Annotated in this window: 16 protein-coding genes; 9 read left to right on the top strand and 7 right to left on the bottom strand. The window is 54.2% G+C overall.

Translation table 11 applies throughout. The annotated features are described in order from the left end of the window. Positions 1–351 precede the first annotated feature (351 nt). Positions 352–2358: a site-specific recombinase gene (locus KEM39_RS05900; RefSeq protein WP_118997885.1), complete on the bottom strand. Its 2007-nt coding sequence runs from the start codon at positions 2356–2358 to the stop codon at positions 352–354. Between the two features lie 288 nt (positions 2359–2646). Between KEM39_RS05900 and KEM39_RS05895 the strand changes: the two genes are divergently transcribed. Next, entirely contained in the window at positions 2647–4674 is a 2028-nt protein-coding gene (locus KEM39_RS05895; protein WP_192886350.1) for a BCCT family transporter, read from the top strand. A 90-nt stretch (positions 4675–4764) separates the two neighbouring features. Here the strand turns inward: KEM39_RS05895 and KEM39_RS05890 are convergent, their stop codons facing one another. Further along, a complete protein-coding gene (locus tag KEM39_RS05890) occupies positions 4765–6318 on the bottom strand; it encodes a fatty acid--CoA ligase (protein WP_118997883.1) in 1554 nt (517 codons plus the stop codon). Positions 6319–6368: 50 nt separating this feature from the next. Between KEM39_RS05890 and KEM39_RS11860 the strand changes: the two genes are divergently transcribed. Then, positions 6369–6497, top strand: a complete 129-nt coding sequence (locus KEM39_RS11860) for a hypothetical protein (protein WP_300990257.1) — start codon at positions 6369–6371, stop codon at positions 6495–6497. A gap of 69 nt (positions 6498–6566) precedes the next feature. On the opposite strand, the gene KEM39_RS05885 is transcribed toward KEM39_RS11860, so the two are convergent. From KEM39_RS05885 to KEM39_RS05870, 4 genes are all read right to left on the bottom strand, one after another. After that, positions 6567–7760 (bottom strand): SGNH/GDSL hydrolase family protein, encoded by a 1194-nt coding sequence (locus KEM39_RS05885; protein WP_211709696.1) that lies wholly within the window; start codon positions 7758–7760, stop codon positions 6567–6569. Continuing rightward, positions 7757–8728 (bottom strand): peptidoglycan O-acetyltransferase PatB, encoded by a 972-nt coding sequence (patB, locus tag KEM39_RS05880; RefSeq protein ID WP_118997913.1) that lies wholly within the window; start codon positions 8726–8728, stop codon positions 7757–7759. Before patB ends, KEM39_RS05885 begins: the two co-directional genes overlap by 4 nt. Before the next feature lie 10 nt (positions 8729–8738). Then, positions 8739–10175 (bottom strand): MBOAT family O-acyltransferase, encoded by a 1437-nt coding sequence (locus KEM39_RS05875; protein ID WP_118997881.1) that lies wholly within the window; start codon positions 10173–10175, stop codon positions 8739–8741. Between the two features lie 128 nt (positions 10176–10303). Continuing rightward, entirely contained in the window at positions 10304–11461 is a 1158-nt protein-coding gene (locus tag KEM39_RS05870) for a sugar transporter (protein WP_211709694.1), read from the bottom strand. 146 nt (positions 11462–11607) lie between these two features. Between KEM39_RS05870 and KEM39_RS05865 the strand changes: the two genes are divergently transcribed. Then, positions 11608–11820, top strand: coding sequence for a heavy-metal-associated domain-containing protein (locus tag KEM39_RS05865; protein WP_025457097.1), 213 nt, complete (start codon positions 11608–11610; stop codon positions 11818–11820). Between the two features lie 90 nt (positions 11821–11910). Here the strand turns inward: KEM39_RS05865 and KEM39_RS05860 are convergent, their stop codons facing one another. Further along, complete coding sequence (locus KEM39_RS05860) at positions 11911–17136, bottom strand: RecQ family ATP-dependent DNA helicase (protein ID WP_211709693.1); 5226 nt, start codon at positions 17134–17136, stop codon at positions 11911–11913. A gap of 301 nt (positions 17137–17437) precedes the next feature. Between KEM39_RS05860 and KEM39_RS05855 the strand changes: the two genes are divergently transcribed. The 6 genes from KEM39_RS05855 (at position 17438) to KEM39_RS05830 (ending at position 22761) form a co-directional block, all read left to right on the top strand. Then, positions 17438–18976 (top strand): class I SAM-dependent methyltransferase, encoded by a 1539-nt coding sequence (locus tag KEM39_RS05855; RefSeq protein ID WP_192886353.1) that lies wholly within the window; start codon positions 17438–17440, stop codon positions 18974–18976. An 81-nt stretch (positions 18977–19057) separates the two neighbouring features. Next, the gene (locus KEM39_RS05850; RefSeq protein WP_118997877.1) at positions 19058–20164 is read left to right on the top strand and encodes a conjugal transfer protein; all 1107 of its coding nucleotides are present in this window, start codon (positions 19058–19060) and stop codon (positions 20162–20164) included. Positions 20165–20228: 64 nt separating this feature from the next. Further along, on the top strand, positions 20229–20684 hold the full coding sequence (locus tag KEM39_RS05845; protein ID WP_118997912.1) for a low molecular weight protein-tyrosine-phosphatase: 456 nt from the start codon (positions 20229–20231) through the stop codon (positions 20682–20684). A 64-nt stretch (positions 20685–20748) separates the two neighbouring features. Beyond that, entirely contained in the window at positions 20749–21225 is a 477-nt protein-coding gene (locus KEM39_RS05840) for a Fur family transcriptional regulator (protein ID WP_118997876.1), read from the top strand. After that, entirely contained in the window at positions 21213–22139 is a 927-nt protein-coding gene (locus tag KEM39_RS05835; protein ID WP_118997875.1) for a CobW family GTP-binding protein, read from the top strand. The genes KEM39_RS05840 and KEM39_RS05835 overlap by 13 nt, the downstream gene beginning before the upstream one ends. 64 nt (positions 22140–22203) lie before the next feature. Further along, positions 22204–22761 carry a peptidylprolyl isomerase gene (locus KEM39_RS05830; RefSeq protein WP_118997874.1) on the top strand — a complete coding sequence of 186 codons (558 nt, stop codon included), beginning with the start codon at positions 22204–22206 and terminating at the stop codon, positions 22759–22761. Positions 22762–22943: the final 182 nt, after the last annotated feature.

The raw sequence follows: 22943 nt of genomic DNA, 5'->3' as shown, positions 1-22943 counted from the left end.
TGTACTGTCTGCGGCTTCGTCGCCTTGTCCTGATTTTTGTTAATCCACTATAAAATGCCGTCTGAACCACGTTTCGGTTCGGACGGCATTTTTGCATCCTGAGACCTTTGCAATAACATAGGTTACTAAAATTTTATGCTCAATCTCATTTTCAAAATGCAAAACTTTTCTGATTTTTCCTACTTTTTGCTCAATATTAGGAAGGTTTTAGGCAATTGAAAATTTTTTGGCGCATTTTTATGCGTCAAATTTCGTTAACAGACTATTTTTGCAAAGGTCTCATCCTTTTATGGGGATTTCCCGCATCAGGGCGGTATTCGGGGCGAATCCCGCTTCAGACGGCATTGCCGGTCAAGGCTTGTCCGAAGGAGGATGTCCCTGTTCTTTGGCGGGCGGGAGGAAAAGTATGCAGGGATTGCTTTTAATCTGATTCCAAAAACTTTTGATCAGATTGCGGATGCTGCCGATTTTCGTGCCGCGCGAGCGCAGGGCGACGAAGAGGGCGAGGCTGAAGCTGACGCAGAGGTTGACCAAGCCGATGGCGAGGACGCTGAAAATGCCGAGTACGAACGTGCCCAAACCGACGTTGCCGCTGACAGCGGCATAGCCGAGGTTGGCGGAGGAAAAGGCGACGTGGCGGATGTCCAGCGGCAGCCCGAGGAGGTGTCCGAAATAGCCGGTCATACCCAAGAGCATCCCGAAGATGAAGTTGCCGACCAGCGAGCCGTAGTGTTTGTGGATGTAGGCGGCGAGGACGCGGCGGGGCCCCGGGCGCATGATTTTACGCAGCAAGGGGTTGAAGGGCAGGCGTTGGCGCAGGTTGAGGTAGTCGGCTCGGTTGTCGAAAAAACCTGCGATGATGCCGGAGCAGAACAGCCACAGACCTGCAATGGCGGCATACCACAGCGTCGGGTAAGCGATGATGTCTATGGATTTGAACTGGTAGGCGGCGGTGTGGGCATCGAGTATGGGCTGTTGGTGCAGATGGGCATAGCCGAACGATATGGTGCACGCCAAAAGGATGGCGATGGAAACGTTGCCGAAAACGGCGACGCTTTGGGAGCGGCATACGTCGATGAGGAGCTTGGCGAGTTTGTTGTCCACCGCTTTGCCGCCTTCGTTGAGGTCGACCTGTTCGGCAAAGCTGGCGGCAGTCATCGCGGGCTGTTTGGTGGCGACGGTGCAGTGCAGAATATGGATGATCATAAAGCCGATGCCGTAGTTGAACCCCGCCGACAAGGAAGTGAGGAAGGGGCTGAGGCCGAGTGTGCCGATGCGGATTTTGAGCAGCGCCATCAGGGCGATGATGACGCCGCCGCCTGCCGCCGAGTAGAACATTTTGAAATATTCTTTGCGGTTGCGGGTGATGTAGTGTTCGCCGTGGTGGCTTTTGTTTTCGGTAATGCTGCGGGCGAGCATACGGATGCTGCTGCGGCGCAGGTGGCGGGTGCTGTATTGTTCGACCGCCGCGTAGATGAGGGAGTTCATCAGCGCGATGGTCAGGCGGTTGCTGTTGCCGGCGCCGGTTTGGATGTCGGTGAGCAGCTTCAGACGGTCTACGGTCTGCCGGAGCCGTTCGAGCAGGTGGGCGACTTTGACCGACGAACCGGAGCCGGCGCCCGTCCCTTTGCGGCGCAAATAGTCAATCTGGCTGAAACATTGGTCGAACATCACCTCGAGGTGGGCGGTGTCGTAAGGCGCAGTGCTGTTGCGGTAGTGTTCGACCAGTTTGGCGGTTTCGCGCTGGAGGGCGACGAAGGAAGAATCGGCTTCCAGCAGGCGCGGGGCGATGCGGATGAGGTCGGGTTCGATGGCTTCGGATGCCGTCCAGACAGACAGCATTTCGATGGCGCGCAAACGCGCATCGGCAAGGCGGATGCCCGCCGTCTGCAATTTGGACGGCTCGGCGTGGCTCCGGATGAGTTCGTATAAAACCAGCCATTGGCGGATATTGAGCGTTTGCAGCCATTTGTCGTCGTTTTCGGAATGGAAAAGATAAAGGAAGACTTCGCCCAAGTTGGCAAAATCTTTATATGACGGGCTGAAGCGTTCGTATATGCGTATGCCCATTTCCCGGGCAAAGCTGTGGCGCGAGAAGATGCCGAGTTTGATGAGTGCCGGATAAATGTGCACCTGCGCGAGCCAGATGTAAAAACACCGGCTGAAGCGGGACAGTAATTCCCTGTCTTGTTTGAATGTGTCGATAATCAGGTCGAAACGTTCCCCCGCACATTTTTTGCCGCCACGGCGCAAAAATTTAATCAGTGCGTTGAGGACGTTGACAAAATCGGTATGTCCCAAGCTTTCCGAAAGCAGGGGGCGTAGGTTTTGAGGGGTAATTTTCTTCATATCAGCCATTGTACCGCATCGGCAATCCGGCGTTAAACGCCCCGATGGTGGGGAGGGCGCGCCTGCGGTGGGCGGCGCATTTTCCGCTAGTTTGAAATCAAACTATATTAATGATATAATAAATATCGATAAATCAATCTGATAGAATAATCCGTATTGATTTTTAATTTTTTCGATTATAACAATTTCGGCCGGTTTGTGCATTTCGTCATCCGGAAGCCGGTATTTTACCGGCAGGTTTTGACCGCTTTGCCCGATGACCGGGTTTGTCTGTTTTTAACAAAGGAGTGAGAAGGTTTGTCCCTGTCTGAATTTATAGAACGCCGAACGTCATTTAATCCGATGGTTATTTTGACGACTTTGTTTTTTGTGTGTGTTTTGGCGGTATTGGTTTTAACCGTGCCGGATCAGGTGCAGATGTGGCTCGATCGGGCAAAAGAAGTCATTTTTACCGAGTTCGGCTGGTTTTATGTTTTAACGTTTTCCATTTTTCTGGGTTTCCTGCTGATACTCTCGGTCAGCAGTTTGGGAAACATCAGGCTCGGACGGGATGAAGATGTGCCGGAATTCGGCTTCCTGTCGTGGCTGGCGATGCTGTTTGCGGCCGGGATGGGCGTGGGTCTGATGTTTTTCGGCGTGGCAGAGCCGTTGATGCATTATTTTTCGGACATTACGGCCGGCACGCCGGAACACAGGCAGCAGCAGGCATTGCTGCACACGGTGTTCCATTGGGGCGTTCACGCTTGGTCGGTGTACGGTACGATTGCATTGGCTTTGGCTTATTTCGGTTTCCGCTACAAGCTGCCGCTTGCCCTGCGTTCTTGTTTTTACCCCCTGTTGAAAGAAAAAATTTCCGGAAGGTTCGGCGATGCCATTGATATTATGGCGTTGCTTGCTACTTTTTTCGGCATCATCACCACATTGGGGTTCGGGGCTTCGCAACTGGGCGCCGGATTGCAGGAAATGGGCTGGATTGCCGAAAACAGCTTCAGCGTGCAGGTTTTGATTATCGCCGCCGTCATGTCCCTCGCCGTCGTTTCGGCAATATCCGGCGTGGGGAAGGGCGTGAAGGTGTTGAGCGAGTTGAACCTGGGCCTTGCGTTTTTGCTGCTGTTTTTTGTTTTGGCGGCGGGACCCACTGTTTACCTGTTGTCGGCATTCGGCGACAACATAGGGAACTACCTCGGAAATCTGGTGCGCCTCAGTTTTAAAACTTATGCGTACGAACGGGAACACAAGCCGTGGTTTGAATCTTGGACGGTGCTTTATTGGGCGTGGTGGTGTTCTTGGGCGCCGTTTGTGGGTTTGTTTATCGCGCGCATTTCAAAGGGGCGCACCATCCGCGAGTTTGTCTTCGGGGTTTTGCTCATCCCCGGCCTGTTCGGCGTTTTGTGGTTTACCGTCTTCGGCAATACGGCGATTTGGCTGAATGACGGGGTTGCGGGGGGAATGCTCGAAAAGATGACCTCCTCTCCGGAAACGCTGCTTTTTAAATTCTTTAATTACCTCCCCCTGCCCGAATTGACGAGCATCGTCAGCCTGCTGGTCATTTCTCTGTTTTTTGTAACTTCTGCCGACTCCGGGATTTATGTCCTGAACAATATTACCTCTCGGGACAAAGGCTTGAGCGCGCCACGGTGGCAGGCGGTTATGTGGGGCGTGCTGATGTCTGCCGTTGCCGTTTTGCTGATGCGCTCGGGTGGGCTAGGCAACCTGCAGTCTATGACCCTGATTGTTTCCCTGCCGTTTGCCCTGCTGATGCTGATAATGTGTTTCAGCCTGTGGAAAGGATTGAGTGCGGATAAGAAATATTTTGAGACCCGGGTTAACCCTACCAGTGTATTTTGGACGGGCGGCAAGTGGAAAGAACGGCTGGTGCAGATAATGAGCCAGACGCAGGAGCAGGATATTTTAAAATTCCTCAAACAGACTGCATCGCCCGCTATGCACGAGTTGCAACGGGAGCTTTCGGAAGAATACGGCTTGAGCGTCCGGGTCGATAAGATGTTTCATCAGGACGAGCCCGCAATCGAGTTCGTCATTCGGAAAGAGACGATGCGCGATTTTATGTACGGGATTAAGTCTGTCGGGCAGGATGTATCCGACCAGTTGATTAACGACGGCAACCTGCCGCATATCCGGCACCAGACAACTTACAAACCTTACGCTTATTTTTTCGACGGGCGCGTCGGGTACGATGTGCAGTATATGAACAAGGACGAGCTGATTGCCGACATTTTGAAAAACTACGAACGTTATTTGATGTTGTTGGATGATGTCGGTCAGGAACTGATGGCGCACGAGCAGGTGGAATTGGCAGAGTAAATGCCCTCCCTCCGGCGTTTGCCAAAAAAATGCGGTGAATCAGATTCACCGCATTTTTTTTGCCGGACGGGGCTTCAGACGGCACGGCATTCATTTGTTTCCTTCAAACTGCTCCTTCAACACCCGTTTCAATACCTTGCCCGTAGCGTTGCGCGGCAGCCCGTCTTTAAAGTGGATTTGTTTGGGGATTTTGAAATTTGCCAGCACGGTACGCAGGTGGCGGCGGATTTCGTCCTCGCCCAAATCCATACCTTCCTTCAATTGGACGAAGGCGACGATTTCCTCGTCGGCATAACGGTCTTTCACGCCGATGACGGCGGCGGCTTCGACGGCATCGAGTTTGTAGATTTCTTCTTCGATTTCGCGCGGATAGACGTTTTGACCTTTGGAAATAATCAAATCTTTTTTGCGGTCGACGATAAAGATAAAGCCGTCTTCGTCTATGGTAACGAAATCGCCCGTTTTCAACCAGCCGTTGACGATGGTTTCATCGGTGGCGGCAGGCATATTGAGGTAGCCCCGCATCACCGAACCGCCCCTGACGATCAGTTCGCCCACTTCGCCGCGCGGCACTTCGACCAGTTCTTCATCGACGGCTTTGACTTCCAAACCGGGCAGGGGGATGCCGACGCTGCGGGCTTTTTGCCGTTCGGGCGTATTGACGGCGACGACGGGCGAGGCTTCGCTCAGTCCGTAGCCTTCCAGCAATTTGGCGCGGGGGAACTTGGCTTTGAAATCGAGGATGGTTTGTTCCGCCAAAGGCGCACCGCCGCTGATAAACAGGCGGATGCGGTTGAACCATCTGAAATACCAAGGGATTTTTGCCTTGCTCATCGCGGTGTAAATCGCGGGTACGCCCAAAAATACGGTCGCGCGTTTGAGCAGGGCCTGTTTCAAAACGTTGGAAAACGGGAAAACGGATTTGACCAAAATAATCGAACACGCCATATAAATCGGCAGCAGCACCATAGCCGTCAGCGTGAAGCTGTGGAACATCGGCAGGAAAACGATAAAGCGGTCGCGTTTGGAAATTTTAAAGATGCGTTCGATGCCGTTCAGGTTGGCGAACAGGTTGGCGTAACTGATTAGCGCGCCTTTGGGATGCCCCGTCGTGCCGGAGGTGTAGATGATGTGTGCCAAATCATTTATCCGGGGTTGGCGGCCCAAGTCGGGTTTTTCGGGGAAGCGGCGCACATCTTCAAAAAAGGCATCGCCTTCCGCCGCTCCGCCGCCCTGCCGGCTTTTGCCTGTCCAAATGATTTTTTCGACGGGCGTTTGCGCCTTCAAGCCCGCCAATTCTTTTGACAGGCCGGCCGAGGCGAACAGGAAGCGCGCCTTGCAGTCGTTCAGGATATACGCGTATTCGCTGTTTTTCAAAAATGTGTTCATCGGTACGGCGACCGCGCCGATGGCGGACACGGCGAAATAGGCGGTAATAAATTCTGTGGAATTGGAAACCGCCAGCGCGACCGTGTCGCCGAACTTCACGCCGATATTTTGCAGATACGCCGCGACGGCTTCGGCTTCCTGCTTGAGCGCGCGGTAGGCGGTTTTTTCCTTGCCGTCGAACACTGCCGTGCCGTTGCCGTTTTTGCGGCAGGCGGTGGTCAGCATTTCGTAGAAATTGGCATAAGTCCGGTTCATGAAACTTCCTTTATGGTTGCGGACGGAGAACGCCCTCATTTGAAAACAATATGCCGTCTGAAAACGGGAGGCGGCAGTTTATCATCTTTGCCTTCAGACTGCATATCAAACGCCGCCTTTGCGCCGTATGCCGGAGGTTCGCCTGCGGCTTTCCTATGTCTGACCTGAATGCCGTCTGAAGCAATATGAAGGTATGCGTTTCAGACGGCATCCCCCTGTTGCGGAAATACCGTCCGCCTCCTGTCCGATTATTGCCTGATTGCGGCGGCGCGGACGAGTTCTTCGAGGCTGTCGGCGAGCATTTCCGCCGCGCGCCGGTAGCCTTTGGCGGAGAAGTGTACGCCGTCTTTGGCGGCCCATCCTTGGTTGAGCCAGTTTTTCATGCTGCATATGCCGCCCATGGCGTTTTGCCAAGACCAGAACATGGTTTGTCCCTGCCGGGCGACGCGCCGCTGCATCTGTTGGACTTCGGTCAGGCGGGCGGGGCGCGTGCCGCATACGCCGAGCGTGTTTTTCAGGGATTCGGGTGCGCCGATGATGAGGATGCCGGCGGCAGGCAGGCTGTCACGGATTTGGCGGACGGTATCCAGCCATTTTTGTTCGGTGTCGGCAATGTCGATGTTGTCGCCGAAGGCTTCGTTGGTGCCGTAGGAAAGGATAACCAAATCGGCGCCGGTTTGGGCAAGGTCGTTCATACGGTCGGCACGCCATTTCGACCACTGGGTTAATTGTGCGCCGTTGATGCCCATCGCGGAAACGGTAATGCCGCCGGTGGGGTTTTCGATATTGATAAATCCGATGTCCCACGGCATTTCGGTGTGTATGGTCAGGGGCAGTGCCGCGCCCGTATCCAGTACCTGCCAGCCGCCGCCGTTGGCGGAGACGGTGTTGCCGTTGACGGTCAGGGTTTGTTCGGCGAGCAGGGGTTTGGCAAACAGGGAAACGCGCTGTTTGCCGGTCTTGCCGTCCGATGCGCTCAGGGTCATGCTGCCGCCGCTGCCGGTGTGGGCGAGGATGCCGCCGAGCGGGAAGTCTCCGGTGTTGTTCCTGCTGGTGAGGCTTTGCCAGTTGCCGTTATAGCGGACGGCCGCCATACGCTGCCCTTTGACGTTGGCGGGGTAAACCCAGCCTATGCCGCCGTCGCCCCAAGTTTTTTGCAGGCGTTTGCGGAGGCTGTCGGTAAAGAAGTCGCCGGCGGTATGCGAGTCGCCGATTTGCAGGATGCGGAAGGTCTCGCTGCTGCCTTGTGCGACGGATTGGAGTTTTTTCATCCAAGGCGAGGCGGCAGCGTTGCCGTAGTCGGTCAAGAGCCCGTTTGTATCGGTGTAGGGGGCGGACGGGGAAACGGTAACGGTGTCGAGACTGACGGAGGCAACGGGTAGGGCGTTTGCCTGAGTTGCGGCGAACAGGGCGGAAAATGTGATGAGGTGTCTGAGGTTCATGGTTGTTGGCTTGGTGTAAAAGTGAGTTTTTCCATTATTTTTTCCGCCAGCAGTTTTTGTCCTTCGGCGGTAAAGTGTATGCCGTCTTTACTGCGGTAGCGGACGGATTTGCCGTTGACGTTGACGGAGTCGGTGTAGCGGTCTTCCCCGCCGCTCAAGGTGTGCGCGGTGGGAATCAGGATGATTTTGCCTTCCAGGTGTTCCGAAAGCAGTTTGTCGAGGTAGCGCATCTGCCCGTCAAGCTTGGCTTTTTTCATGTAGGGGATACCGAGCCAGACGACTTGGACGTGGTGCGTGTGTGCGGCTTTAAGGATGCGGTCGACGCGTTTCAGGTATTCTTGCGCCCATTCGTCGGAAGCGAATTTGAGGTATTGCTTGCCGATGGGGAAATCCCACGGGTCGTTCGGGCCGAGGAAGACGGCTAGCACGCTGATTTCGGGATGTTTTTGCAGGGTTTCTTCAATCGTTTTCGGCCAGTCGAAGAATTTGGGATAGGAAAGCCCCGTGCTTTGTTTGCTGAGGTTGACGGATTCGATGCCGTATTGCTGTTTCAGGCTTTTTTGCACGAAGGGTGCAACACCCTGCATCAGCGAATCGCCGGCGAAAAAGACTTTGTCCCCGGTTCGGACGGCGGCGGTGTCGGTGTTCTGTTTCCATTCTTGGATTTCGCCGGTTTGAGGGACGGCTTCGGATGCGGCGGCTTCAGACGGCATATCTGTCGAACCGCCGCCTTGAGCCGTCGACGGCGTTTCGCCGGACAGGAAGGCTTTGATGCCGTCTGAAAAGACGTAGGCGTTTTCCTGCAACGCCGCACCGGTTTGCCACCATCCGTAGGCGGCAAGCGGTTCGAGCGGGCTGTTGCGGTGGTAGGTCTGCTGCCAGTAGGCGTTGATGGGGTTTTGGCTGAACCACACGGCAATCAGGGCAGACATCAATATGGAGGCGAAAAGGGAAAGAAAGTTTTTCATGTCCAAACCCTTAAAAATTGGCATAAATAAAGCCGGGTATCCCCGAAGGGGCAAATACGATAATCAGCAGCAGGATGATGGAAATCGGGATAAACCACAGCCACATCGGGATTTTTTCCAAACCTCCGACTATACCGTCGAAAGCGCGTTGCAGGTAAGGGTAGAGCAGCATCATGGATGCAGACGAGGCAAGCAGCAGCATATCCGCCTGTTGCGGCGCATTCCAGCCGTTGGCATTGGCAAAGAGCGCGCTGAAAACCGCGCCGGCATCGTCGGGGTTTGCGGTATTGAAGACGACAAAGCTAAGGCAGACAAAATGGAAGGTAACAAACCACGAGAGCGGCGCAAGGTATTTCAGACGGCATAGCGCGTCGCGTCCGAAATAGCGGTCGCCCGTGTTGAGCAACACCAGTGCCGTGCCGTGCAGCGCGCCCCAAATGAGGAAGTTCCAGCCGTAGCCGTGCCAGATGCCCGAGAGCACCATTGCCGCCATCAGGTTGAACTGTGTCCGCAAAAAGCCTTTTTTGCTGCCGCCCAAGGGGATGTAGATGTAGTCGCGTATCCAGGTGGAAAGGCTGATGTGCCATTTGTCCCAAAATGCGCGGATGTTTAAAGCACGAAGCGGTGCGGAGAAGTTTTTGGGCAGCCGGAAACCCAGCAGCATCGCCATACCGATAACCAAATCGGAATATCCGGAAAAGTCTAAAAAGAGTTGGAAGGTATAGCCGTACACGCCCGCCAATACGCCCCAGCCGTCGAATTGGGCGGGGTTTTCAAATACGGGCGACACCCAGTTTTCCGCCAGCATCCCCGCCAGCCACCATTTTTTGGCAATACCCAGCAAAATCAGGGAAACGGCGAGTGCGGGGCGGACGGGCGAACGCGGTTGGCGGGTGCGGATTTGCGCCAGTGCGCCCGCCTGTTCGCCGTCCGCGCTTTTGAATGCGGCGGCGCGGATAATCGGGCCGGAGGTAACGGTGGGGAAAAAACTCAGGTGCAGCAGCAGCTCGTGCCACTCGAAACGCGCGGCGTGCGGCGCACGGAAGCAGTAAACCAGATAAGCGAGCGACTGGAAGGTGTAATACGAAAGCCCCAGCGGCATCAGGATGTCGATTGCGCCGCCTTGTCCGGCATATTGGGCAATCAGCGGCCGGAAAAAGTCGAAATATTTGAAAAAGCCCAAGACGGTCAGCGAGGTGGCAATGCCGCACCCCAGCCAAAAGCGGCGCGTATTTTCGCGATCGGAACGGAGCAGTTCGCCCAAAAGGTACACGCAGGAGGAATAAAGGACGATGATTGCCGCAAATACGGGGCCGATATGGTAGAGCCAGCCCATACCGGCAGCCAAAAGCAGCAGGTTTTGGGCGGACGGGTATTCCGCCAAGCCCCAGTAAAGCGGCAGGAAGGCGAGAAAGAACAGTGCGAACTCGACAGACAGCAGCGGCATAAACCATCCTTGGAACAAAAAATAGGCGTTAAAACACGGCAAGGCCCGTTATTTTAAGCAGGGGCGGATATTTCTTCAATCAAAATGCCGTCTGAAGGGCGGGAGGGGCTTCAGACGGCATCGCGCGGTCAGGTTCGGATATGGCGGTTCAGGTTCAGGCACAGCCACAGCCCGACCGCCGCCGCAAACATACCGGCGATGCCGATACGGGAAATGCCGGCATATTGCGTTACCCAATGCCCCAGCAGCGCGCCGCCGCCGATACCAACGTTGTAAAGTCCCGAATAAATCGAGTTGGCAAGGTCTGCGGCATCGGAGGCGAAATCCAAAACTTTGGAAACCATCCCCAAGCTGACGATCACAATCGCCGTCCCCCATACGAACACCAGCGCGTAAATGGCGGCAGGCAAATGCGCCAAAGGTAGCAAAAGTCCTGAGGACAAAGCGATGACTGATACCGCGCCCGCCAAAAATGCGCGCGGATGTTTGGCAAACCATTTGCCGAACAGGTAAGACGCGGCAAAACCCGCCAGGCCGTACAGCCCCAGCACCACCGTAACCTGCCGCGCTGAGAAACCGCCGATTTGGATGACGAAGGGCTCGATGTAGCTGTATGCGGTAAAGTGTGCCGTGATGACCAGTACCGTCATCGCATACAGCAGCATCAGTTTTTTCCGTTTTAAAAGCAGGGGCAAGCTGCTTAAAGAACCGGCATTCACGCTCGGCAGGCGCGGCAGGCTTTTGGCAAGCACTGCCATCACCGCCGCCGCACACAAACCAATCAGCAGAAAACTCGCCTGCCAGCCCAAATATTGTCCGACCATGCGCCCAAGCGGAATCCCCGCCACCATCGCCATTACCGTTCCCGTACTGAGCAGCCCCAATGCCTGATTTCCCTTTCCGACAGGGGCGATGCGTACCGCCAGCGAAGCCGTAATGGACCAGAATACCGCATGGGTCAGCGCAATCCCCACGCGGCTGGCAAGCAGGATTTCAAACCGCCACGAGGCAAACGACAGGATGTGGCTGACGGTAAACAGCGCAAACAGAACCAGCAGCAGGCCGCGCCTTTCCATATGGCGCGTCAGCAGCATGAGCGGCAGCGAAGTCAGCGCGACAACCCAAGCGTAAACCGTAATCATCACACCCGTTTCGGTCGCCGTCATGCCGAAGCTTCGTCCGATGTCGCTCAAAAGTGCGATGGGGATGTATTCGGTCGTGTTGAAAATAAATGCGCCGATTGCCAAGGCAACGATGCTCAACCAGGGTTTTTGCGAAGCGTTCATTGTTGTTGTCCTGATGGGAATTGCCGCCATTATGCGCAAGCGTCCGTATTTTTTCAAACCGCCGCACCGTTTCCGCGTTTGCCCAAGTTCACGCTCCGACTTACAATAACGCCCGTCAGATTGCAGTACCAACGAAAGGAAAAATGATGGAAACCCTTATCCTTGACATCGGCGGCATGAGCTGCGGCGGCTGCGTCAAAAGCGTTACCCGGATACTGGAAAGCGTCAAAGGCGTGGCAAGCGTCGAAGTCAGCCTTGAAAACAAAAGCGCAACCGTCGCATACGACCCCGCGCAAACCGATGCGGGGGCGTTGATTGAAGCCGTAGAAGACGGCGGCTATGATGCCGCGTTGAAATAAAGCGGCAAAAATGCCGTCTGAAGCCTTTGCGCCTCCCCGATGCCGTCTGAAGCACGCTCCGTGTCTTCAGACGGCATTTTTATGTAAGGTTTACGGTTTCTGAGGAATCATCAGTACGGGGATGACGACTGCCCATACCGGAATGTCTTCCCGATATTGTTCGAGATATTTTTTGCCGACATCTTCCAAATAGAAGACACCGACAGCGGCAACGGCGGCACGGGCATGTTTGGGGATTTTTTCTTTAAAATTCTTGGCAGTTTTGGCAACCGGTATCTTGTTGGCGCAGAAAAGGTAATTGCCGCCGCCGTCTTCAATGATGTCTAGGCTGTCGCCGGTTTTCAACATTTTGGCAGCTTCGATGCGTTCGCCGATTTCCCCGTATGAAGGATTTTCGTTTTCTCGGGCGATGAAGCCGATATCCAACGCTCCTCCATAGTTGGAAAGCATCCTGTATTCGACATTCAATTCAGGCAGTTCGGCAAAGGTGCGGTCTATGCACTCTACGTCTTCGGGCAATGTGTTTATCCATGCGTGGTGTGGCGTGTGGTGGATCAGTGTCAGCGTCTTTTTGGCACGGGTCATGGCGACATAATAGAGGCGGCGGTTTTCGTCGCTGCGCTCTTCCCAGCCGTCGTCCAGGATAAAGACGTGGTCGAATTCCAAACCTTTGGATGAATGCGCCGTTCCCAAGAATATGCCGTCTGAACGGCTGATTTTCTCGTTGCCGACATATTCGTACAGCCAGTTTTTCAGAAATGCCGCAGGATGTTGCGGTGCGGCAGTGTTTTCAGACGGTCGGGCAATGGGGAATTCGTTGAGGAAGTCGGCTTTAAGCTGTGCGAACCAGTTTTCCCATTTCTTGCCGCTGTGCCTGATTTCTTTCTCTATCAGCCGACAGAAATCCGCCGAAGAAAGCATACCGTCCACCGCCGTTTCGATGCCGTGCACCAGACGGACGAATTCACGTGTTTTGCATAAAGGCAGGCTTTGTTCGTTTGTCAGGAAGTAGGGGATGCCGTTTTGTTCGCACCATGCCTGCATGGGGTTGAGTGTGTCGTTGTTGCGGGCAAGGACGGCGATGCTGTTCCAAGGGATGTCCGCCAAATTCCGCAAACGCTGTATTTCCTCAATGACGGCTTGGGATTGGATGTTGAAGCGTCTTCTCCGGTTGAACTCGGGGTGCAGGCGGATGACGCGGACGCGGCCTTGGCGTTCGGGGTCGGTTTTCGCCCAGCCGCCGCCGTCGGGGTCTTGCCGCCTTTCGGGATTGACGGCGATAGGGTGCAGGTTTTTCAGGCGGTCGGGCATTCCGCTTATCACGCGGTTGGCGGCGGCGATGATGTTTTGCGTGCTGCGGTAGTTGAAAGTCAGGAAATCGGGCGAATCCACGCCGTATTCTTCCTGAAAACGGCGGATGTATTCGTTGCTGCTGCCGTTGTAGGCAAAGATATTTTGGTCGTCGTCGCCGACTGCAAGAATGGTCAGCTTGTCTTCATCGTCGCGTTTCCTGCCTGCCAGCGCGGAAACCAGCCTGTAATGCCGTTCGCTGATGTCTTGGTACTCGTCTACGAGGATATAGCGGAATCCCGACATGATGCGCTCGCGCGCTTCGTCCCCGTCGCCGCCGCTTATGCCGTCTGAAAGCATGGCGGTGGCGGCTTCACACCATTTTTCAAACTGTTCTTCGGTTTTCCATTTCTCCTGTTCTCTGCTTTTGCCGTCGCAGCCTTTGCTGTCGAAACGTACGCCTAAAAGCCGCATTGCCATACCGTCGTAAGTCAGGACGGTAACGGCCCGGGCAAGGTTGCCGACCAGTCCGTGCAGGCGGCGTTTGACTTCCAGCGCGGCAAGCCGGGTAAAGGTCAGGACGATGATGGAGGATGCCGGAACGTGCTGGACACGCAGAAGATAGGCGACGCGGTGGACGATGATGCGCGTTTTGCCGGAACCGGGACTGGCAAGCACCAAGCGGTTCCTGCCGCTCTGATCGGTAACGACGGCTTTTTGCACGCTGTTCAGACCGTCCGTGACGGCATGGAGGGTATCCGGAGAGACGGGTTCTTCCAATTCTTTCAGCCTTCCTGAAAACCATTTGTCCTTAAATGATTTTTCATCCGTTTTAAAATAGTCGACGACCAGGTTTAAGGCTTCGGTGATGTTTTTGAGCGCGCGTTCCGCATATTCGCGCATGACGTGGATTTGGAAACGTTTTTCCCCGTAAAACGTTTCCAAGGGGCGGTAGTCCGATTTGAGGTATTGCCGTTTGGATTCCAGCGCGTTCCGGTTGGGGACGATGGTCATCGCGTGGCGCAGGATGGTAATGCCGTGGTTCAGTTTGATGATGCCCAGTTTGTGCATGAACAGCAGCGCCTGTTTGAGCAGGGTTTCGCGGCGGTTTGCCGGAATCTGTACCGACAATTGCATATCGTCGGCAAGCCGCTGCACCATTTCGCCGATACCGGTTTCTACAACGACATCTTTCCGCCGGACACCCTCTGTCTTGCCGGCGAGGAAGGACAGGATGCAGGCGCAGATGTTACGGCGCAAAAGGGCGGTTTCCTGAATATTTTCCCAGCTGTCATTGTTTTTGAAGCGGATTTTCAGGCAGCCGTTGCCGAAGTCGCGGATTTCAAAGCTGCCGTTTTTATTGGATTCGAGTGCGGATTTGTCGTCCGCAAAAGACAGGATGAGCTGCTTGATTTCGGCGGGCGTGCTTTCCAGTCCCGAATCGTGCATTTCGTAGCAGACGGCATTGACGGTGAGATTTTGCCATATTCCCTGGTCGGCATCGGGAATTTCCGTTTTCAATATCTGCCAGAGTTTTTCTTCCCATCGGCTTATTTTTTCCAAAAGCCCCGACGACGGTTTGACATTGTCGGTACGCAGGATGACGGTCATGCGCGTATCGTTGGTCAATATGCCCATTTCTTCGAGGCTGTGCAGGTGTCCGCGCAATTCTTCCAAGCTGCATGCGGTCGCCTGTATCAGGTCGTCGGTACTGAGCGGCTTGTCATCCGGTGCGTTGAATACGATTTCGGCAATGGTCAGGTAGATTTCTTTGAGCCGTCGGGCGAACCGGCCTTTTTGAATCAGCTCCGAAGCCTGTTCCAGAGTCAGTTTGCCCGAGCGTGAAGGGAAGATTCTGGTGCGGTTTTCTTTGCGGTCGAGCAGTTCGGCACGTTCCAGCCAGGAAATGGCGGTTTTGATTTTGGTGTCCGACTGGCGGTTGTCCCTGTCGAAGCTCATATATTCTTCGCTGTCTTTCAGAATCTCGCCGCCGGTGACGACGACTTCGCCGCAACCGTCCCTGCCGTGTGCTGCCGCGTTGAGCATGCCGATTTTGCGCCATACCGTTTTGAGGTCGCGCAATTCTATTTGCGACATTTTGCTGATGCCGAATTGGGTATCCACATCGCTTTTTTCATAAAGCAGGATGCATTTTGCCTCTGCACGGTCCCGTCCGGCGCGCCCGGCTTCTTGAAGGTAGTTTTCCAGCGAACCGGTGATTTCGGCATGAATAACCAGCCGTACATCAGGTTTGTCCACGCCCATGCCGAAGGCGTTGGTGGCGACGATGACGCGCAAGCCGCCCTCGATAAAGCGGTTCTGTATGTCTGCTTTGGCATTGGTTTCCAGGCCTGCGTGGAAGTATTCGCACGCCCAGCCTTGTTTTTGGAGGTATTCGTTATAGCCTTCCGCACTTTTGCGCCTGCCGACGAAAACGACTGCGCCGCCCCTTTGATGGTCGAGTTCGCGGTGGAGCAGCTCGTCGATTTTTTGTTTTTTGATGCCGTCTGAAGCTTCGAAAACTTCGTAAGATAGGTTGTCGCGCGCGTTGTCGCCGATAAATTGCCTGAATTCTATGCCGGCCTGCTCGCGGAAATTATCGGTAATGTCGGCAAGTACGTCGGGTTTGGCGGTGGCGGTAAAGCAGCTTACCGGTGCGGTGCCGCCGTTTTTCCTGCCGTGTTCGGCGATGAATTTGACCGCATACAGGTAATCGGGTCGGAAATCGTGCCCCCATTTGGACAGGCAGTGCGCCTCATCGAATACCCAGCCGTTGATTTGACGTTGGGAAATGGCGGAAATGAAACTGTCGTTGCGGAACTGTTCGGGAGCGACCAGCAGGATGCCGATGTCGCCCAATGCGGTTTTGTCCAATATTTCGGCGCGTTCGACCACTTCGACCAGACCGTTGAGCATGGCGGCGCAGGTAATGTTTTTTCTGAGCATTCCGTCCAGCTGGTCTTTCATCAGCGACTGCAGGGGCGAAATGACGACGGTCAGCCCACCGTTACGGTAATAGCGGTTGAGTGCGGGAACTTGATAACACAGGGATTTTCCACCGCCCGTGGGCAGGACTGCCAGCGTGTGCAGACCTTTCATCCCCGACTGCACAATGGCACGCTGACCGCCTTCGAAACCTTTGAAATCGCGGAATGCGGACAGTTTGAAATAACGCTGCAACTGGGCTTCGGGATTGAGCATGTCGGCGCAGTAGTTGCAGTTGCTGTCGCTGCAGTCGCGATCGCGCAATTCGGCAATCAGCCGCGCCGTTTCGGGAAAACGGCTCCGCACCCACGGGGCAAGCACGGAGTTACCGCCGGAGACGTTCAGCCACGACAGGGCATAGGCAAGCGAAGGATAGATGTCGCGATTGCGGATGTCGGTTTTCATCAACTCCAGAAAACGCGTGCGGCAGACTTTCAAACGCCCTTTCCCTTCGTTGTCCTGCATCATCATCCAAATAATGCGTATCAATCGGTTGGTGTCCGGGTGTTCGGTACGTTCGGCGAAGGAGATGCCGTCTGAAGAACGATACGGCAGACGCATATCGGACAATGCCGCCCATAGGGTAAATTCATCGGGTCTTTCGGTTTTGATTTTGCCGAATGCGGTGCATTGATCCTGAAAAAGCTGCCAACAGGCGCGGCAGTCTGCCAACGGGGAGTTGAGTTCGGAAGAGATGATTTTGTAGTTTTTAATCAGGCGGTGGTACGGGTTTTGCGGAAAGGCGAGCGGCGACAGCTTCAGCGTATCGATAACGGGCAATGAAAGCCATGCCTGGCCGGGCGCGGCTTTTTTCAAATACGGCAGGTCGTGTTCGAGGAAGTTGTGCCCCATCAGCCATTCCGCACCTTCCGCAAGGGGTAGCATTTCCGCCAATGCCTTCCTGAATCCTTCTTCATGGCGGAAGCTTCGTTCAAACCCGAGGTCAAGGTCGGGCCGGTATGCACCGATTTTGAAGACGGTATCGGTTTTGGGGTTAATTTCCAAGTCGATGATTAAAACGGCAGGTACGGCAAAATCCATGGCGGTCGGGATACTGGCATAAAACGGTCAATATACCATAGTGTTGCGCCTTTATCCCTGATTTCGGCAAGATGCGGAGGGATGCGTCCGGACGTATGCGCATACCTTCAGACGGCATACTTGTTCGGAAGCCCGATAATTTCCGTGCTGTTGAAGTAGGCAGGCGAATTGGTTAAACTTGCGGGCATATTGTCTTTAGAGTGAACAAAATATGTCGGGCAAGAAGAAAAAAGCCGCTTCCGCACCCCCCGTTATGGCGAAGAAAGCGCGGCAGACGGTTGTCGGCAGCCCCGCCTCCCATATGGCGGAACCTTCGGAAATATCGGACATCAAAAATTCATATGATGATTTGATGTATGAATCCGGCGCGTTCCCTCAAACCGCCATCAATAATTTGGAGGCGCGTGCCCGTCTGATGGGTTTGCAGCCCGCGCCCGCCGCCAATGCCAAGGTCTTGGAGCTGGGCTGTTCGATGGGCGGCAACATCATCACGCAGGCACTTTATTACCCGGATGCGGAATTTGCCGGCATCGACTTGTCCGGCAGGCAGGTTGCGCAGGGCAACGCCATCATTGAAAAAATGGGCTTGGAAAATGTGCGTCTGGAAGAAAAAGATATTTTGACCATCGATGAGTCATTCGGGAAGTTTGACTATATCATCGTCCACGGCATTTGGTCTTGGGTGCCTGACGCAGTTAAAGACAAAATTTTTTCGATTTGCCGGAACAACCTGACCGAACACGGCATTGCCTATATTTCATACAATGTTTACCCGGGCTGGAAACGGCAGGAGCAGTTGCGCGAAATTATGTACTTTGCCGGCAGGGATGTGCTTGAAGAACCCTTGGAAGCGCGAACGCGGAAAGGCTTGGACGCGCTCAAGGCACTGGCGGAAATTTTGGAAAACGACAAGGGCTTGGGCGGCGGCGGCAAACTTCCGGCGATTCAAAAAATATTGAATCACAATACTTATTATGTCGCACACGAATATATGGAAATATTCAACGACCCGATTTACGTCAACGGCTTCATCGAATGGGCTAACCGCCACAGGCTCGCATATATCGGGGATACCGATTTGCACGCGTCTTTTGTTTCTTGGATGGCGGAGCATACGCGGGAGCGGATTCTGGCATTGGCAGGGGGCGATTATATTGCCAAAGAATTTTACAGCGATATTTTATCCGACCGCCAATTCCGCCGTTCGCTTTTATGCCGTGAGGAAGTCGGGGATACTGTCAGGCGTGATGAGTCGGTTGCCGTCGAAGTGATAGAAAGTTTGAATTTCCGCCCGGCAAGAGGGGAAACAATCAACTTTGATGAAAACGATACCCTGCTTTCGGGCATACGCGATGTGATGAAAACCGGAGAGCCGTTTAAAACGGAAGATGTTGCGGAAAATCTCGCCCGCCGATTTCCCGGTCTGGAATTTGACCGTATGAAAATCAATTCCCAGCTTTTATTGCAAACCATTCTCGGGCGTTTTTCTGTTTCATCAGACAATGCGGGCAAGCCATTTTTTGAAGACCATAAAACCTATGTGCCGGCGCGTTTTACAGATTATGTCGCCGCCTTTGTGGAACACGGTGCGGGAGCGTTTGTCCGGCCTGCCAACCGTTACAACGAAAGCACCCCCTCATTCGGGTACGGGCATTTGTACATTATGCGGCAATTATCGCGGCCGACGAGCAAACAGGCGGTGATAGATGCGGTTGCCGAAAACTTGAACATCGTCAGCACCACGCCCGACGGTTTGACATTCCATCCGCCTGCCGAAGTGTATGTGGAAGAAATATTGGCAGACTTGGCAGACAGGCATTTTCTCGTTTCGGCGGATTGACGGGCAAGTCCCGGCGGCAATCCGTCCGATATATTTTCAGACAGGAAAGACACACACTGCGAAAAGCGGTACACGACACATATGAACCATACATTTACCTTGCCCGATACGCGCCCGTATCCCCAAAATCCGATTAAAAACCACCTGCTGCTCAATGCCTACCAGTTGGCGCATAATTCTTCCCAGGCTTCGCGCAAACTCTCGTCCGGCCAACTTCAAACCGAAATCAGGGGGATGCTTGAACAAAACCACTATATCAACCTTTCCCTCGCGCTGACGATGTCGCCCGATGCCGGAACTTATGCCGCGCTGCTTTCCAGCGTGAACGCGGTACTCGATTGCGAGAAAGAAGGCGAAGTGCAGTGGTTCGCCCTGCCGGTCGTGCTGGTGTCCGGCTGCAAGAAAGAACGGGCAATCGAGATGAAGCTGCCGACGGAGGGATTGTTTGCCTGTTTGCAAAACTATCCGCACCTGCGCGCGTTGACGCAAGAGACACAATGGCTGCCTTATCTTGTACATTCCTCCGATTTGAGTGCGGTCGCGCCGGATGAGTGGTGGCGTGCCAAACAAAATACCGAAGCGGCGGCGCAACACTTACGCCGTTTCGCCCCGCGCCCTTTGCTTTTGCCCGAAGGGCAGTCCGTCCACGTCGTTTACGCGCTGGGTTTCGGCAGCGGCAAAGTTCAGACGGCATTGGGTCAGAACCTTCTTCAGGCAGGCCTGCCCTTGATGCAGGTATGGCAGGAAAATCTTGCATCGGAAGGCGTTACGCTGTTTGCCAACCCGCTTTCCCCGGATTCTCCGGTACGCGCGCTTTCCGACGGCAGCCACACGCGCCAACGTATGGCGATGGATGTGTTTGCGGCAAACGCGATACGCGCCGTCCGTATGCAGAGTCCGCGCGTCGGCGTGGTCGCTGCGGCAAAGGCGGGCGGACAGATTCTATTCGGATTTAATGCGACCGACGGCGCGTTTGAAGTCGTGCCGCAGGTGTTTTCGTGGCAGCTTTCCTTTACCGACAATATCGCCGTCATCCAGCAAAATTTTTTGGATTTAATGGCAGAATGCCGTGTAGAACACGTTTACCTGTTGCATAATCCCTTGGGCGAACAGGAAAACATCCCGAGCTATGCGGAAGCGTTGAAACGGGAAGGGCACAATCCGTTTTTCAGTACACAATACGATTGACCTGCCGATGCCGTCTGAAAGGGTTTCCGCTTCAGACGGCATCGCGTTGGAACAGGGCGCGGATATGAAAAAACCGAAAATCCTTTTTGTCTGCCTCGGCAACATCTGCCGTTCGCCGATGGCGGAATACATTTTGCGCCGCCGCGCCGCCGAAGCAGGCATTCCCCTCGAAACGGACAGCGCGGGGACATCGGGCTGGCACGACGGCGAAGATATGCACCGTGAAACGGCAAAGATATTGAAAAAACACGGTATCGATGCTTCAGGCTTTACCAGCCGCAAAATCCGCCAAAGCGATGCGTCAGCATTTGACTACATCATCGCGATGGACGGCAAGAATTTGTCAGAATTGGAAAAAACCTTCGGCAGGCGGCCGGAAAAAATATTCAAGCTGACCGACCTGATACCCGAAAGCGGTTACGACCATGTGCCCGATCCGTGGTACACGGGTGATTTTGAAGAAACCTTCAGGCTTGCGGATGCAGGCTGCAGGGCGTTTTTAGAAAAAATTTCCCGATAATATATCAGAACATCAATACGAAACATTCCGCGCCCAGTGTTAAGACGGCATAAACAGGGAATTTATGAAAACAAATTTCAAGCAAAAAATCATCGATCAGGCACGCAGCGAAGGCTTGCAGGTAACCGCTTTGCGCGAGCAGGTATTAGATATTGTCTTGCAGCAAAGCGGCGTGATTAAAGCCTACAACGTCTTGTCGCAGATGCAGCAGCAAAGCGAGGGCGCGGTTGCGCCGCCGACCGCCTACCGCGCCCTTGATTTTTGGGCGGAGCAGGGTGTTTTGCACAAAGTGGCGGCGGTCAACGGCTATATTTTGTGCAGCCACGCGCAGCACGAGTGCAACGACCATTGCCACGACCACGAAGAAGCCGAAGCGCACCACAGCGCGTTTATTTTGGTCTGCACCGAATGCGGCGCGGCGGACGAGCAAACCCTGAGCCACGAGTGGGCGGCACTGCGCGCAGGCGTTGCCGAAAGCGGCTTTGCGCTGAAAGAAGAACACGTTGTTTTAACTGGAATCTGTAAAAAATGTCAGAAATGAAAAAAACCAAAGTCCACCTGATTTCAGGTTTTCTGGGAACAGGCAAAACCACCGCGCTCAAAAGCCTGATGGAGCAGAAAGACCCGAACGAAAAATGGGTCATCATCGTCAACGAGTTCGGCGAAATCGGCATTGACGGTGCTGTATTGAGCGACAACGGCATCCCCGTGGCAGAAATCGCCGGCGGCTGTTTGTGTTGCACCGCCGGCCCGCAAATGGGCGTAACCGTGCAGAAAATGCTGCGCGATGCCAAGCCTAACCGCCTGATGATTGAAGCAAGCGGACTGGCACACGCCGCCAGCGTCATCGATGAATTGAAAGCCAAGCCTTTAGACAATATGTTGGAAATCGGCGCAGTCTTTACCGTCGTCGATCCGCGCCAGTTCATCAACCCCGATTACGCGCAGCAGGCGTTGTATAAAGACCAAATCGGCATTTGCGACGTATTGGCCGCCAGCAAAACCGATTTATGCACCCCCGAACAGCTTGCCGAATTTCACGACAAAGCGGCAAAACTGTTCCCGCCCAAAGCCAAAGTGGTCGAAGTCCGAAACGCGCAACTCGACATCCGGTGGCTCGACATTCCCGTCGTCGAAAAATCGCGCTACCGCCTCAAAGCCCTGCCGGATAACACGATGGGCTTCCAGTCGCAAGGTTTCACATTCCCCGCCGGACGCGATTTCGACGGCGAAAAATTGACCAACTTCTTCAATGATTTGCCCAAAATGACCGAAGGACTCGTCCGCGCCAAAGGCGTGTTCCAAGTGCTCGGCACATGGGTATGGCTCAACTGGGTGGACGGGCAGTGGGGCGCGAACCAAGTCTCGTGGCGGCGCGATTCGCGTTTTGAATTGATTGCCAAATCGTTTGACGCGGATTTAATCGAACAAAAACTTAAAGACGCATTGGAATAGCGTTCACGCGCCTTCAGACGGCATAGGAAATGAAAATGCCGTCTGAAGGTTTGAGGAGGATGGGATGAAACCCAAATTCAAAACCGTTTTAACCGCGCTGCTTTTGGCGGCTTCCCTGCCGTCTATGGCGGCAACCCGCGTCCTGATGGAAACCGATATGGGCAATATCCGTTTGGTTTTGGACGAATCCAAAGCACCCAAAACCGTTGCCAATTTCGTGCGTTATGCCCGAAAAGGCTTTTACGACAATACGATTTTTCACCGCGTTATCGACGGTTTCGTTATCCAGGGCGGCGGATTTACCGAGGACTTGGTACAAAAGGCAACCGATAAGGCCGTTGCCAACGAATCCGGTAACGGCTTGAAAAACACTGTCGGCACCATCGCCATGGCGCGGACGACAGACCCCGATTCCGCCACCGGCCAATTCTTTATCAATCTGGCGGACAATGATTCACTCAACTACAAAAACGGACAATACGGCTATACCGTTTTCGGCAGGGTCGAAAGTGGAATGGACACCGTTTCCAAAATCGCCCGCGTCAAAACCGCCACGCGCGGCCTTTATCAAAACGTACCCGTACAGCCCGTCAAAATCCGCCGCGTTGTTGTCGGGCAGTAACACGCGGACAGGCGTTCAGACGGCGCCGCCCATTTCCCAAAAAACGCCGTCTGAAGTGAAAAAATATTTTAAAACAGACAGTTAATGTTGACAAATTCAAACCGAGGATTTTAAAATGCTGCCAAGCCAAGCCAAGCCAAGCCAAGCCAAGCCAAGCCAAGCCAAGCCAAGCCAAGCCAAGC

It is taken from the genome of Neisseria sp. Marseille-Q1983, assembly GCF_018224585.1.
GTDB classification, from domain to species: domain Bacteria; phylum Pseudomonadota; class Gammaproteobacteria; order Burkholderiales; family Neisseriaceae; genus Neisseria; species Neisseria polysaccharea.
The sequence above is the reverse complement of the archived record's forward strand: the minus strand, read 5'-3'. Positions and strand labels throughout refer to the sequence as shown.

Excerpts from the sequence above, each read along its gene's own strand:
- KEM39_RS05900 (WP_118997885.1), bottom strand. The coding sequence starts at position 2,358 with ATGGCTGATATGAAGAAAATTACCCCTCAAAACCTACGCCCCCTGCTT.
- KEM39_RS05890 (WP_118997883.1), bottom strand. The coding sequence starts at position 6,318 with ATGAACCGGACTTATGCCAATTTCTACGAAATGCTGACCACCGCCTGC.
- KEM39_RS11860 (WP_300990257.1), top strand. The coding sequence starts at position 6,369 with ATGCCGTCTGAAAACGGGAGGCGGCAGTTTATCATCTTTGCCTTCAGA.
- KEM39_RS05885 (WP_211709696.1), bottom strand. The coding sequence starts at position 7,760 with ATGAACCTCAGACACCTCATCACATTTTCCGCCCTGTTCGCCGCAACT.
- patB (WP_118997913.1), bottom strand. The coding sequence starts at position 8,728 with ATGAAAAACTTTCTTTCCCTTTTCGCCTCCATATTGATGTCTGCCCTG.
- KEM39_RS05875 (WP_118997881.1), bottom strand. The coding sequence starts at position 10,175 with ATGCCGCTGCTGTCTGTCGAGTTCGCACTGTTCTTTCTCGCCTTCCTG.
- KEM39_RS05870 (WP_211709694.1), bottom strand. The coding sequence starts at position 11,461 with ATGAACGCTTCGCAAAAACCCTGGTTGAGCATCGTTGCCTTGGCAATC.
- KEM39_RS05865 (WP_025457097.1), top strand. The coding sequence starts at position 11,608 with ATGGAAACCCTTATCCTTGACATCGGCGGCATGAGCTGCGGCGGCTGC.
- KEM39_RS05860 (WP_211709693.1), bottom strand. The coding sequence starts at position 17,136 with ATGGATTTTGCCGTACCTGCCGTTTTAATCATCGACTTGGAAATTAAC.
- KEM39_RS05855 (WP_192886353.1), top strand. The coding sequence starts at position 17,438 with ATGGCGGAACCTTCGGAAATATCGGACATCAAAAATTCATATGATGAT.
- KEM39_RS05850 (WP_118997877.1), top strand. The coding sequence starts at position 19,058 with ATGAACCATACATTTACCTTGCCCGATACGCGCCCGTATCCCCAAAAT.
- KEM39_RS05845 (WP_118997912.1), top strand. The coding sequence starts at position 20,229 with ATGAAAAAACCGAAAATCCTTTTTGTCTGCCTCGGCAACATCTGCCGT.
- KEM39_RS05840 (WP_118997876.1), top strand. The coding sequence starts at position 20,749 with ATGAAAACAAATTTCAAGCAAAAAATCATCGATCAGGCACGCAGCGAA.
- KEM39_RS05835 (WP_118997875.1), top strand. The coding sequence starts at position 21,213 with ATGTCAGAAATGAAAAAAACCAAAGTCCACCTGATTTCAGGTTTTCTG.
- KEM39_RS05830 (WP_118997874.1), top strand. The coding sequence starts at position 22,204 with ATGAAACCCAAATTCAAAACCGTTTTAACCGCGCTGCTTTTGGCGGCT.